The sequence below is a fragment of the Klebsiella sp. 2680 genome, from assembly GCF_900198535.1.
In the GTDB taxonomy this organism is placed as follows: Bacteria; Pseudomonadota; Gammaproteobacteria; order Enterobacterales; family Enterobacteriaceae; genus Klebsiella; species Klebsiella indica.
On the sequence record NZ_FZNJ01000007.1, the window covers coordinates 196,373 to 210,388 of the forward strand.

The 14,016-nt window shown below is 52.0% G+C and carries 11 protein-coding genes; 2 read left to right on the forward strand and 9 right to left on the reverse strand.

The genetic code is table 11. The annotated features are described in order from the left end of the window. Window positions 1-135: 135 nt before the first annotated feature. Window positions 136-801, forward strand: a complete 666-nt coding sequence (gene yieH / locus FN037_RS22965) for a 6-phosphogluconate phosphatase (RefSeq protein ID WP_142503235.1) — start codon at window positions 136-138, stop codon at window positions 799-801. 80 nt (window positions 802-881) lie between these two features. Here yieH and phoU read toward each other — a convergent pair whose 3' ends face one another. From phoU to glmU, 7 genes are all read right to left on the reverse strand, one after another. Next, window positions 882-1,607, reverse strand: coding sequence for a phosphate signaling complex protein PhoU (gene phoU, locus FN037_RS22970; protein WP_138362597.1), 726 nt, complete (start codon window positions 1,605-1,607; stop codon window positions 882-884). A gap of 13 nt (window positions 1,608-1,620) precedes the next feature. After that, on the reverse strand, window positions 1,621-2,394 hold the full coding sequence (gene pstB, locus FN037_RS22975) for a phosphate ABC transporter ATP-binding protein PstB (RefSeq protein WP_138362598.1): 774 nt from the start codon (window positions 2,392-2,394) through the stop codon (window positions 1,621-1,623). 48 nt (window positions 2,395-2,442) lie between these two features. Further along, entirely contained in the window at window positions 2,443-3,333 is an 891-nt protein-coding gene (gene pstA / locus FN037_RS22980) for a phosphate ABC transporter permease PstA (RefSeq protein WP_138362599.1), read from the reverse strand. Next, complete coding sequence (pstC, locus tag FN037_RS22985; RefSeq protein ID WP_138362600.1) at window positions 3,333-4,292, reverse strand: phosphate ABC transporter permease PstC; 960 nt, start codon at window positions 4,290-4,292, stop codon at window positions 3,333-3,335. Before pstC ends, pstA begins: the two co-directional genes overlap by 1 nt. Before the next feature lie 145 nt (window positions 4,293-4,437). Further along, on the reverse strand, window positions 4,438-5,478 hold the full coding sequence (gene pstS / locus FN037_RS22990) for a phosphate ABC transporter substrate-binding protein PstS (protein WP_138362601.1): 1,041 nt from the start codon (window positions 5,476-5,478) through the stop codon (window positions 4,438-4,440). Between the two features lie 319 nt (window positions 5,479-5,797). Next, window positions 5,798-7,627: a glutamine--fructose-6-phosphate transaminase (isomerizing) gene (glmS, locus tag FN037_RS22995; RefSeq protein WP_138362625.1), complete on the reverse strand. Its 1,830-nt coding sequence runs from the start codon at window positions 7,625-7,627 to the stop codon at window positions 5,798-5,800. 241 nt (window positions 7,628-7,868) lie between these two features. Continuing rightward, on the reverse strand, window positions 7,869-9,239 hold the full coding sequence (gene glmU, locus FN037_RS23000) for a bifunctional UDP-N-acetylglucosamine diphosphorylase/glucosamine-1-phosphate N-acetyltransferase GlmU (protein WP_138362602.1): 1,371 nt from the start codon (window positions 9,237-9,239) through the stop codon (window positions 7,869-7,871). A 345-nt stretch (window positions 9,240-9,584) separates the two neighbouring features. On the opposite strand from glmU, the gene FN037_RS23005 reads away from it, so the two are divergent. Continuing rightward, window positions 9,585-11,756, forward strand: coding sequence for a right-handed parallel beta-helix repeat-containing protein (locus FN037_RS23005; protein ID WP_142503236.1), 2,172 nt, complete (start codon window positions 9,585-9,587; stop codon window positions 11,754-11,756). A 411-nt stretch (window positions 11,757-12,167) separates the two neighbouring features. Here FN037_RS23005 and FN037_RS23010 read toward each other — a convergent pair whose 3' ends face one another. Further along, complete coding sequence (locus tag FN037_RS23010; RefSeq protein ID WP_001251970.1) at window positions 12,168-12,587, reverse strand: F0F1 ATP synthase subunit epsilon; 420 nt, start codon at window positions 12,585-12,587, stop codon at window positions 12,168-12,170. A 20-nt stretch (window positions 12,588-12,607) separates the two neighbouring features. Then, window positions 12,608-13,990: a F0F1 ATP synthase subunit beta gene (gene atpD / locus FN037_RS23015; RefSeq protein ID WP_142503237.1), complete on the reverse strand. Its 1,383-nt coding sequence runs from the start codon at window positions 13,988-13,990 to the stop codon at window positions 12,608-12,610. Between the last annotated feature and the right edge of the window lie 26 nt (window positions 13,991-14,016).

The window sequence follows — 14,016 nt, forward strand, 5'->3', positions numbered from 1 at the left end:
GTCGCTATCCTATACCAAAATGCGACAATAAGGGCAGCTGTGGGATACTTTTTTCATCGATTTTGCTTATACGGCAACGATTGCGTCTCACAAATCAGTATGACGAAAACGTTAACTTATTAAAATGGAAACGATATGACCCAACCAGAAGCAGTATTTTTCGACTGTGACGGCACGCTGGTCGACAGCGAGGTGATCTGCTCCCGTGCTTACGTTCACATGTTCAAAGAATTTGGCATTACGCTGGATTTAGACGAGATTTTTAAGCGCTTCAAAGGGGTAAAGCTGTACGAGATTATCGACACCATTAATGCGGAGTACGGTGTTAATCTGGAAAAAGCGACGCTTGAGCCAGTTTACCGCGCCGAAGTCGCACGCCTGTTTGATACTGAGCTGGACGTTATCTCTGGCGCGCCTGCGCTGCTGGATGCGGTCAACGTGCCGATGTGCGTGGTCTCCAACGGGCCAGTCAGTAAAATGACGCACTCGCTGGGCAAAACAGGCATGCTGCACCATTTCCACGAGCGTCTTTACAGCGGCTACGACATTCAGCGCTGGAAACCGGACCCGGCGCTGATGTTGCATGCCGCACAAGCGATGAACGTTAACGTAGAGAACTGCATTCTGGTCGATGATTCCAGCGCAGGTGCCCGATCGGGGATTGACGCAGGCATGGAGGTGTTCTACTTCTGCGCCGACCCGCACAACAAGCCAATCAATCATCCGCATGTGACGACATTTACCGATCTGGCGCAGTTGCCAGAATTGTGGAAAGCGCGCGGATGGGATATCACACGATAGATTTTTGTCGGCCCGGTAAGCTCACGCTACCGGCCGACAACCGGATGCGCGGATGTTTATCGGGCCTGCCAGCACTGGCATCACTCTTTCGGGTCTTTCCCGGCGAGCAGTTTGTCCAGCTCATCGCCGCCAACATGACGGAAATCCTGGCCTTTGACAAAATAGAAAATATACTCGCAGATATTCTGGCAGCGGTCGCCGATACGCTCAATAGAACGGGCGCAGAACAGCGCGGTCAGGACGCTTGGGATCGTGCGCGAGTCTTCCATCATATACGTCATCAGTTGCCGCACGATGCCTTCATATTCCTTGTCGACTTTCTTATCTTCGCGATAAATACGCACCGCTTCATCAAGATCCATACGGGCGAAAGCGTCAAGCACATCATGCAACATCTGTACGGTATGGCGGCCCAGCGATTCCAGGCTCACCAGCAGCGGCTGATGCTGGTGGGAGAATTTTTCCAGCGCAGTGCGGCAAATCTTATCCGCCACATCGCCGATACGTTCCAGCTCCGCGATAGTTTTGATAATCGCCATCACCAGACGCAGGTCGCTGGCGGTGGGCTGACGTTTGGCAATAATACGCACGCAGGCTTCATCGATGGCAACTTCCATCATATTGACCTGTTTGTCGCCATCAATAACGCGCTTCGCCAGTTCACTGTCCTGGTTATGCATGGCGGTAATGGCATCAGAAAGCTGCTGCTCCACCATGCCGCCCATGGTCATCACCTGGGTACGGATACTTTCCAGTTCTGCGTTGAACTGGCCGGAAATATGTTTGTTAAGGTTTAGGTTGTCCATGGTTAGCTCCAAATCAACCGTAGCGGCCAGTAATGTAGTCTTCAGTTTGTTTCTTCGCGGGCTTGGTAAACAGATCGTCCGTGTTACTGAATTCAATCAGCTCGCCAAGATACATAAATGCCGTATGGTCGGAACAACGCGCAGCCTGCTGCATGTTGTGCGTCACGATCACCACGGTGTAGTCCTGCTTCAGCTCAGTGATCAGCTCTTCAATACGCCCGGTGGAAATTGGGTCCAGCGCTGAACACGGCTCATCCAACAGCAGAACTTCCGGGCGAATGGCGATACCACGCGCAATGCACAGACGCTGCTGCTGACCACCAGAAAGAGAATATCCGCTTTGATGCAGCTTATCTTTGGTTTCGTTCCACAATGCAGCCTTGGTCAATGCCCACTGCACGCGCTCATCCATATCCGCACGGGAAAGTTTCTCAAACAGGCGCACACCAAAGGCGATATTGTCGTAAATCGACATCGGAAACGGCGTCGGCTTCTGGAACACCATCCCCACTTTGGCACGCAGCAGAGCGACATCCTGGGTATTGGTAAGAATATTGTCGCCATCCAGCAGAATTTCACCTTCCGCACGCTGTTCCGGGTACAGTTCAAACATCTTGTTGAACGTACGGAGTAGCGTAGATTTACCGCACCCAGACGGGCCGATAAACGCCGTCACCTGGTTTTTAGCAATATCCAGGTTAATGTTCTTCAGGGCATGGAATTTGCCGTAGTAAAAGTTCAGGTTACGCACTGAAAGTTTACCCGGGGTCGTATTCACCATACTCATCTCGTTTTCTTCCTCATTCGGCGCCGCGTTTCGCCACGCCGCAAAAAATTAACCGTGTTTATTCTTAGCGAAAATCACGCGCGCCAGAATATTCAGCAGCAATACGCACAGGGTGATAATCAATACCCCGGCCCATGCCAGTTGCTGCCACTCTGCAAACGGACTCATGGCAAATTTGAAAATCGTTACCGGCAGGTTAGCAATCGGCTGCATCATATCGGTGCTCCAGAACTGATTGGAGAGCGCGGTAAACAGCAGTGGCGCAGTCTCACCGGCAATACGGGCAACCGCCAGCAGTACCCCGGTGATGATCCCGGAAACAGACGCTTTCAGGGTAATCGCCGAGATCATTTTCCATTTCGGCGTTCCCAACGCATAAGCCGCTTCACGCAGGCTATCCGGCACCAGCTTCAGCATATTCTCGGTGGTACGGATGACGATTGGCACCTGCAGCAACGCCAGCGCAATCACGCCCGCCCAGCCGGAAAAGTGCTGCATTTTCGCCACCACGATGGTGTAAACAAACAGACCGACCACAATAGACGGCGCGGAAAGCAGGATATCGTTAATAAAACGAATCACTTCCGCCAGCCAGGACTTACGGCCATATTCCGCCAGATAAATCCCCGCCATGATGCCAAGCGGCGTACCCAGTACCGTTGCCCACAAAATTAACAGCCCGCTCCCCGCCAGAGCGTTCGCCAGACCGCCTCCCGCCGTATTCGGCGGCGGCGTCATTTCGGTAAACAGCGCCAGGCTCATACCGTCGAAACCACGCGTCACGGTGGACATCAGGATCCAGATAAGCCAGAACAGACCGAACACCATCGTCGCCATTGATAGTGTCAATGCGATGCGGTTTATCATGCGGCGTTTAGCCTGCATTTTACGGCGGGACTCCGCCAGTTCTGTGGTGGTTTGCATTTCAAGCGTCGCCATTAGCGTGCCCCCTCATTCTTCGCCAGGCGCATAATCATGAGCTTAGAAATCGCCAGCACAATGAAGGTAATCACAAACAGAATCAGGCCCAGTTCCATCAGCGCGGCAACGTGCAGACCCGTCTCCGCTTCGGCAAATTCGTTCGCCAGCGCAGAGGTAATACTGTTGCCTGGCATATATAGCGAGGCGCTGTCGAGCTGGTAGGTATTACCGATGATAAAGGTTACCGCCATGGTTTCCCCCAGCGCACGCCCCAGCCCGAGCATAATGCCGCCAATCACCCCATTTTTGGTGAACGGCAGGACGATACGCCAGATCACTTCCCAGGTCGTGCAGCCGATGCCATAGGCAGACTCTTTCATCATCACCGGGGTTTGTTCGAAGACATCGCGCATAACGGCCGCAATGTAAGGAATGATCATAATGGCAAGAATAACGCCCGCCGCCAGAATACCAATACCAAATGCCGGGCCGGAGAACAGCGCGCCGATAAACGGAATATTGGAAAGAATATTCCCGACCGGTTCCTGAAACCAGGTGGCAAACAGCGGCGCGAAGATAAACAGGCCCCACATGCCATAAACGATACTGGGGATCGCCGCCAGCAGTTCAATGGCAATGCCCAGCGGACGCTTCATCCATGCGGGAGAGAGTTCCGTCAGAAACAGTGCAATACCGAAACTCACCGGTACGGCGATCAGCAGTGCGATAAAAGAGGTTACCAGCGTGCCGTAAATCGGTACCAGGCCACCAAAAATTTGATTTGGCGCATCCCACTCTTTGGTCCACAGGAAGGAGAAACCAAATTTCTCAATACTCGGCCAGGAGGAGATGATGAGGGAGACAATGATGCCGCCAAGCATCAATAACACAATCAGCGCCGCCAGTTTTACCAGCACGCTGAAAATGATGTCCCCTTTTTTCCCCGGAGGGTTAAATGTCGGCTTGGTTGCAGCCATAAATTACTCTTTTCATTAAACGCGTTTACGAAGTTTGCCCATGCCGGATGGCGCTACGCTTATCCGGCCTACAAATCGGGCCTACAGTCGGAACTGTAGGGCGGATAAGCGTAGCGCCATCCGCCAGTTCGTTAAAGATATTCTATTAGTACAGCGCTTTACCGCTGCTGTCTTTCACATTGGTCTTCCATGCAGCATGAATCTGCTCAACGACGTTTTCCGGCAGCGTCGCATAGTCCAGCGCATTAGCTTCTTTACCGCCATTTTTGTATGCCCAATCGAAAAACTTCAGCACTTCCGTGGTTTGCGCCGGTTTAGTCGAGGTCTTGTGAACCAGGATAAAAGTCGTGGAGGTGATCGGCCATGCGTTCTCACCTTTCTGGTTAGTCAGATCCTGGGCAAAGGATTTGCTCCAGTCGATCTCTTTCGCGGCGTTAGCAAAGTTATCTTCGGTCGGGCTAACCGGCTTGCCGTCAGCGGAAATCAGCCTGGTGTAGGCCAGGTTGTTCTGTTTGGCGTAAGCGTACTCAACGTAGCCGATAGCGCCCGGCAGACGCTGAACGAAAGCGGCGATGCCGTCGTTACCTTTACCGCCCAGACCGGTCGGCCAGTTTACGGTCGTACCGGCACCGATTTTAGATTTCCACTCTTCGTTTACTTTCGACAGGTAGCTGGTGAAAACAAAGGACGTACCGGAACCATCGGCGCGACGAACCACCGCGATATTCTGAGAAGGCAGCTTCAGTCCAGGGTTGAGCTTAGCAATCGCAGCATCATCCCATTTTTTGATTTTGCCCAGATAGATATCACCCAGGGTTTTACCGTCGAGCACCAGCTCACCGGATTTCACACCAGGCAGGTTAACCGCCAGTACGACGCCGCCGATAACGGTCGGGAACTGGAACAGACCTTCCTGAGCGAGTTTTTCATCAGTCAGAGGAGCATCAGAAGCACCGAAATCTACGGTGTTAGCAATGATTTGTTTTACACCGCCAGAGGAACCGATACCCTGGTAATTGACTTTGTTACCGGTCTCTTTCTGATAGGTATCCGCCCATTTGGCATACACTGGCGCAGGGAAAGTTGCACCTGCACCTGTCAGGCTCGCTGCTGCAAAAGCAGAGAACGCGCTCATGGATAAGGTCGCGGCGACAACAGTTGCGACAGTGGTACGCATGACTTTCATAATGTCTCCTGCAAGATTTTCGTAAATCATTGTTAAGTGGCTACGATGAGCAAAATAGGACAAACAGGTGACAGTTAAATGTACGAAATATGACAGTTTTATGACAATCAAAAACGATGAAATAAACCACCAAAAAAAGCATTAATAAACAACATGTTTAATCATTTTATGACGTTGAGATGTCATGAAGATTTTCTTTTAATGACACTGAAAACAGTAGCTGAAGATGACGGTTTGTCACATTAAAACGACGGGATAATTGATTAAAAACAGAACAGCGCAGAAAAAAATGCCCCGCTTTCGCAGGGCATCGTCACGATTACTCAACGGTAACAGATTTCGCCAGGTTACGCGGCTGGTCCACGTCGGTGCCTTTGATCAGCGCAACGTGATACGCCAGCAGTTGCAGCGGAACGGTGTAGAAGATCGGTGCAATCACCTCTTCCACATGCGGCATCTCAATGATGTGCATGTTGTCGCTGCTGACAAAACCGGCATCCTGGTCGGCGAAGACGTACAGCTGGCCGCCACGGGCGCGGACTTCTTCGATGTTGGATTTCAGTTTTTCCAGCAGTTCATTGTTCGGCGCCACCACGATAACCGGCATATCTGCGTCGATCAGCGCCAGCGGGCCGTGTTTCAGCTCACCTGCCGCATACGCTTCCGCGTGAATATAAGAGATCTCTTTCAGCTTCAGTGCGCCTTCCAGCGCGATCGGATACTGATCGCCACGCCCCAGGAACAAGGCATGGTGTTTGTCAGAAAAATCTTCCGCCAGCGCTTCGATACGCTTGTCCTGAGACAGCATCTGTTCGATACGGCTCGGCAGCGCCTGCAGACCGTGCACGATGTCATGCTCGATAGACGCATCCTGACCTTTCAGACGCGCCAGTTTCGCCACCAGCATCAGCAGAACGGTCAGCTGAGTGGTGAACGCTTTGGTAGAAGCCACACCGATTTCCGTCCCGGCGTTGGTCATCATCGCCAGATCGGATTCACGCACCAGGGAAGAGCCCGGAACGTTACAGATGGCGAGGGAACCCAGATAGCCCAGCTCTTTCGACAGGCGTAGACCGGCCAGGGTATCCGCCGTTTCGCCGGACTGAGAGAGGGTAATCATCAGACTGTTACGCCGCACGGCGGATTTGCGGTAGCGGAATTCAGAGGCGATTTCGACGTCGCACGGAATACCGGCCAGCGATTCAAACCAGTAGCGAGAGACCATACCGGAGTTATACGACGTGCCGCAGGCGATAATCTGAATATGTTCAACCTGAGACAGCAGTTCGTTCGCTTTTGGCCCCAGCTCGCTTAAATCCACTTCACCGTGGCTGATACGCCCGGTCAGCGTATTTTTAATCGCATTCGGCTGTTCGTAGATCTCTTTCTGCATGTAGTGACGGTAGATACCTTTATCGCCCGCGTCATATTGCAGACTGGATTCGATATCCTGACGTTTCACTTCCGCGCCGGATTTATCAAAAATGGAGACCGAACGACGGGTCACTTCCGCAATATCGCCCTCTTCCAGGAAGATGAAGCGACGGGTTACCGGCAGCAGCGCCAGCTGGTCGGAAGCGATAAAGTTTTCGCCCATACCCAGACCGATAACCAGCGGGCTGCCAGAACGCGCCGCCAGCAGCGTATCCGGGTGACGGGTATCCATGATTACCGTGCCATATGCACCGCGCAGCTGCGGAATCGCACGCAGAACAGCATCACGTAGCGTGCCGCCTTGCTCCAGTTCCCAGTGCACTAAGTGAGCAATCACTTCGGTGTCCGTTTCGGAGACAAAAACGTAGCCCCGGGACTGCAACAGCTCACGCAGCGGCTCATGGTTTTCGATGATACCGTTATGCACCACCACAATATGGTCAGAAACATGCGGATGTGCGTTACCTTCAGACGGCTCACCATGCGTTGCCCAGCGGGTATGGGCAATCCCGGTTCCGCCGTGGAGAGGATGTTCTTCTACCGCCTGAGCCAGTATTTGTACTTTCCCGAGGCGACGAACACGGTTCATATGGCCTTCGTTATCCACAACCGCCAGACCAGCGGAGTCATAACCGCGGTATTCCAGACGGCGTAAACCTTCGAGAAGGATTTCAGCAATATCACGCTGCGCGACTGCGCCAACAATTCCACACATAGTTTTTAATTCCGATTTTGGCATTATGCCTGTCGTTGTCGCTGACCTGTTAATACCCGTATTTCGGGCGCCCCGAGCCTTGTAGAGAGTGGGGGTATTTTTATAGGTACTGCTTTTGGGCGAGCGATATATCTTTATCGCCTCATCCCTCATCTGCCGGATGGCGCTTACACTTATCCGGCCTACAGAACATTATCGAACGTAGGTCAGGTAAGACAAAGCCACCATCCGGCAAAAAGAGTTACTTCTTCTTCACCGGACGCTGCCAGCCCTGTTTGTGCACCTGCGGCACGCGGCTTAACACCAGTTCGTTATCCGCAACATCGCGGGTAACGGTTGTTCCCGCAGCGATGGTCACACCTTTACCCACGGTGACCGGCGCGACCAGTTGCGTATCCGAACCGACAAATACATCATCGCCAATAACCGTTTTATGTTTATTCGCGCCATCATAGTTACAGGTGATGGTCCCTGCGCCGATATTAACGTCATCGCCAATCTCGGCATCGCCCAGATAGGACAAATGCCCGGCCTTAGTGCCTTTACCCAGGCGCGCCTTTTTAATTTCGACAAAGTTGCCCACGTGAACACCTTCCCGCAGTTGCGCGCCAGGACGCAGACGGGCAAACGGACCAATAGTACAGGCCGCTTCCAGGTGGGCATCGTCCACCACGCTGTACGGGCTAATTTCACAGTCATCGCCAATCACGCTGTTTTTAATGACGCAACCCGCGCCAATCTTCACGCGGTGGCCAAGGATGACTGTGCCTTCAATGATAACGTTAGTATCAATTTCAACATCACGCCCGTGGGTGAGAACGCCGCGCAGGTCAAAACGCGCAGGATCGCGCAGCATCACACCGGCCAGCAGCAGCTTTTCGGCCTGCTCAGACTGATAAACGCGCTCCAGACGAGCGAGTTGCAGACGGTTGTTTACGCCTTCCACTTCGCTTAAACGATCCGGGTGTACAGCAGCGATTTCGCGGCCTTCCTGATACGCCAGCGCAATGATATCGGTAATGTAATATTCACCCTGAGCGTTATTGTTGGTCAGTTTTGCCAGCCAGCGCTTCATGTCCGCGCCATTAGCGATCAGGATACCGGTATTAATTTCCCGGATCTGACGCTGTTCGTCGGTAGCATCTTTATGCTCAACGATACCGGTCACTTTACCGTTCTCACGCGTAATACGGCCGTAACCGCTCGGATCGTCCAGCTTCACTGTCAACAGACCAATCCCACCCTGCGGCTTCGCCTCTCTAAGACGCGTTAATGTTTCAACAGAAATCAGCGGCACATCACCATACAGCATCAGGATATCTTCATCGTCGCTGAAGAACGGTGCCGCCTGCTGCATTGCATGGCCGGTACCAAGCTGCTCCGCCTGTAAGACCCAGTTAAGATTATCTTCGCGCAGCGTCTGACGAAGCAGATCGCCGCCATGTCCGTACACCAGATGCACGGCTGAGGCCCCTAAGTCTTTAGCCGCATCAATAACATGCTGCACCATCGGCTTCCCGGCCAGCGAATGCAACACTTTAGGAAGATCGGAATACATGCGGGTACCTTTGCCTGCGGCAAGGATCACCACGCTCATCGCACTATTTGACATACGCATCCTGACAGCTGTTAGAACAAAAAGTAAAAGCCTTTCACGTTGAAATATCTACATATTTTTCATCATGAAACGAGACGGAGATAAAACATACAAGCTTCACGCTCAACTCCATTTTAGAGGGGGATTTTTCTCCGGCGCAAACCTGTTTGGCACTAAAACATCAATTTTACGATGGGTTATAACGGCTATCCCACTGCTTTCGTTGTTTTTTTGATGCATGAATAAAGAAAACCATAAAAATAAAACATGGTTTTACTATTCATTAATTGTGACGCAATAAATAGAAACGCCATTTCATTTTCCTGATAATGTCATTCAAATATTACCCAGGAGAAAAAAATGACGAACAAAATACCTCTGGCATTAACCTTATGCAGTACGATGATTGCGTTACCGCTGCAGGCTAACGACGCGCATCAGTGGCGGGCTATCACCTTTGGACAATCAACCGACAGCAATTTTTCCTCCAACGTCCTGCCAGAAAAAATTGGCGTCAATGATGTGACGATCGCCGGGAAGAAGCTGACGCCCAGCGATATCGCGGATCTTAGCCAACCGATCACCATTGAGAGCCGCGGCGGTAAAATAGCCAACTCCCACGATGGGTTGACCTTCTTTTATACCGAACTGCCCACCAGCCAGAATTTTATCCTGCAAGCGACGGTCACCGTCAATCAGTTTGGACCGGAAAATGGCGCTCGCCCGGCTGCTCAGGAAGGGGCCGGATTGCTGGTCCGCGACGTGAAAGGCAATCCGCGCCAACAACCGCTAAAAGTCGGCTACGAAGAGTTTCCGGCAGCATCCAATATGGTGATGAACGCCATTATGACTCAGGATAAAAAAGATAACTCACATATCAAGTTACAGGCTATCAGCCGGGAGGGGATTATCCACCCCTGGGGGAACGCAGGCGCAACAATAAAACGCCAGAGCTATAAAGAGAAGATAGACCTGCAGCAAACACCGACTTTTCAGCTCAAGCTGGAGCGCACTAACGATGGGTTTATAACCGCGTGGGCACCGATGAACAGCAATCAGTGGGTTGACCTGAAGGTTCCTCATGCCGACCTGATCGCACAGCAGGATAAAAAACATTACTACGTGGGTTTCTTTGCCTCACGTAACGCAAAAATCACCATCAGCGATGCTTCGCTCACCACATCTACGGCAAAAACGGTTCCTTCTGCACCCTATGTCGCCAAAAGCTGGCCACCGGTTATGCAAATAACCTCTGGAACAAAAAGCCAAAGCAAAGATTACGTGTTACAGGCTCGTACCAATGATGACGGACACATAACCGTTCGCCAGGATGAAGTGGTGATCGGGCAGAACAAAGCGGTAAAAGCCGGAGAGATGTTTACCCAGCCTGTCGTACTGAAAGATAAAAGCACGTTCGAAATCAGCTTTACCCCAGCCTCCGGCGCACAAGCGATAACTCAAACGCTGACGGTTGAACAAAGTACCAATGTGACAGGGAACAAGCTCTATGCCGCACCTGACGGACAACCCCAGGCGAAAGGAACAGCAGATTCGCCGCTGGATTTAGCCTCCGCTGTCGAACTCATCCCGCCTGGCGGGCAAATTCTGTTAGCTGCCGGAGATTATCCGCAAACGACAATTCCTCTTAGCGCCAGTGGATTAAAAGATAAAGTCAAGACGCTGAAGGTTGAAGGAAAAGCCGTGATTCACGGGCTGCTGCTGGACGCCAGTTACTGGCATATTGATGGCATAGAGGTTACAGACAAAAGTCTGCGCGTGCAGGGTAACCATAACCTGATTGAGAACGTTGTCACTTATCGTAACGATGATACCGGGATTCAAATTTCCTCTCCGGCAAATGTTGGCCGACCGCTATGGGCCAGCTATAACCGGGTGGTCAATTCAGAGTCCTTTAGTAATGAAGATCCTGGGAAAATTAACGCTGATGGCTTCGCGGTGAAGATGCGCGTAGGGGAGGGAAATAGGCTGGAGGGTTGTTATTCGCACGATAATATCGACGACGGATTCGATCTGTTTAACAAGATTGAAGACGGCGCTAACGGCGTTGTGGTGATCGAGAATTCAATTGCCCGCAATAACACCAGCAACGGCTTTAAGCTCGGCGGAGAAGGGCAGCCGGTTGCTCATGAGGTACGTAACAGCATCGCCATCGGCAACCATCTGGACGGTTTTACCGACAACTTTAACCCCGGCAAGCTGGTGGTGGAAAATAACGTCGCGGTGGATAACCAGCGCTTCAACTATATCTTCCGCCCAAGCCCTTATGGGGCACCGGATACGCAAGGCGTGTTTAGCGACAACCTTTCGCTACGAACTCAGCCGGGGAAATATGATGATGCCGTGGTCGGTAACATCGACGACAGCAACTACTTTATCCACGGCGGTAACAGTATCAATACTAAAGGGCAAAGCATCAACAGCGCCGATTACCAGACGCTGACGCTGCCGGATCCGCTGCTACGCAATGCGGACGGGAGTTTCAATACCGGTAACTTTCTTAACCGCAACTAATCTCACCACAAAAAACAAAGGTCGCCGGAGGGCGACCTTATCACTTTCTTTCCTGCCTCACACCGCATGTGTTGTCGTTTTAGTTAGCGGTACAGCGCAAGTGCAGTCTGGAGAGCTTGCTTCTTAGTTGTTGAAAGTACCAAAAGTAATGTTCATAGCACTGAAGAAAGCGACGATTTTATTGATCAGTTTCATGATGTCTTCCTGAATAGCGATTATGTTTTGATGGATTATTTTTATGTGACTCACATCACAAAAACAAGTCTACGCTTCATTGTTTAATCGATCAACAAAAATGAGACATTAGTCACAAAATTTTAAACCTGCTTTTTAGTTTCGCTATTTATGAAACGGTTCCATAAAAAAAGCCAGCCTGGAAACCAGACTGGCTTTTTGACTTGCAAGCCGGTGTTACATCGCTTTTTTGGTCAACTCGATAACGCGCAGTTTGGCGATCGCTTTGGCCAGTTCCGCAGACGCCTGAGCGTAATCCACGTCACCGTGAGAGCTCTTAATGTGCTCTTCGGCCTTACGCTTCGCTTCCAGAGCTCGCGCTTCGTCGAGATCCTGGCCACGAATTGCCGTATCAGCCAGAACAGTCGTGCTACCGGGCTGCACTTCAAGAATGCCGCCTGACAGATAGATAAACTCTTCATGACCGTGCTGCTTAACGATGCGAATCATACCAGGCTTAATGGCGGTGAGCAGCGGCGCATGCCCCGGGTAAATACCCAGTTCACCTTCACTACCCGTTACCTGGATTTTCTCGACCAGACCAGAGAACATTTGTTGCTCTGCGCTGACGACGTCCAGGTGGTAAGTCATTGCCATATCACCCTCCGATTAAGGCGTTAAAGTTTTTTGGCTTTTTCCACGGCTTCGTCGATAGAACCGACCATGTAGAACGCCTGCTCCGGCAGGTGATCGTATTCGCCTTCCATGATGCCCTTAAAGCCACGGATGGTGTCTTTCAGGGAGACGTATTTGCCCGGAGAACCGGTAAATACTTCCGCCACGAAGAACGGCTGGGACAGGAAGCGCTGGATCTTACGTGCGCGCGCTACCACCAGTTTGTCTTCTTCAGACAGTTCATCCATCCCCAGGATGGCGATAATGTCTTTCAGTTCCTGGTAACGCTGCAGAATGGACTGTACGCCACGCGCGGTGTCGTAGTGCTCCTGACCAACAACCAGCGGGTCCAACTGACGGCTGGTGGAATCCAGCGGGTCAACGGCCGGGTAGATACCCAGAGAGGCGATCTGACGGCTCAGTACCACGGTTGCGTCAAGGTGCGCAAAGGTGGTGGCTGGAGACGGGTCAGTCAAGTCATCCGCAGGTACGTATACCGCCTGAACGGAGGTGATAGAACCGGTTTTGGTGGAGGTGATACGTTCCTGCAGAACGCCCATCTCTTCCGCCAGGGTCGGCTGGTAACCTACCGCTGAAGGCATACGGCCCAGCAGAGCGGATACTTCCGTACCGGCCAGGGTGTAACGATAGATGTTATCAACGAACAGCAGAACGTCACGACCTTCGTCACGGAACTTCTCAGCCATGGTCAGGCCGGTCAGCGCAACGCGCAGACGGTTTCCCGGCGGCTCGTTCATCTGGCCATACACCAGGGATACTTTGTCGATAACGTTGGAGTCGGTCATTTCGTGGTAGAAGTCGTTACCCTCACGAGTACGTTCACCTACGCCCGCAAACACGGAGTAACCGGAGTGCTCGATCGCGATGTTACGGATCAGCTCCATCATGTTTACGGTTTTACCTACGCCCGCACCGCCGAACAGACCGACTTTACCGCCCTTCGCGAACGGACACATCAGGTCGATAACTTTAATGCCGGTTTCCAGCAGTTCCTGAGAACTTGACAGCTCTTCATAGGAAGGCGCTGCGCGGTGGATAGCCCAACGCTCTTCTTCACCGATCTCGCCTTTCATGTCTACCGGTTGACCCAGTACGTTCATGATACGACCCAGCGTTGCTTTACCGACCGGGACTTCGATCGGGTGCTCAAGATCTTTGACATCCAGACCACGACGCAGACCGTCGGAAGACCCCATCGCGATGGTACGAACAATACCGCCGCCAAGCTGCTGCTGAACTTCCAGCACCAGATTCTCACTACCATTTTGTACCTCAAGAGCCTCGTACACGCGCGGTACGGCATCCTGAGGGAATTCGACGTCGACCACGGCGCCGATTACCTGGACAATTTTTCCAGTAGCCATCTTGAATCCTCTACGAATTAACCTGG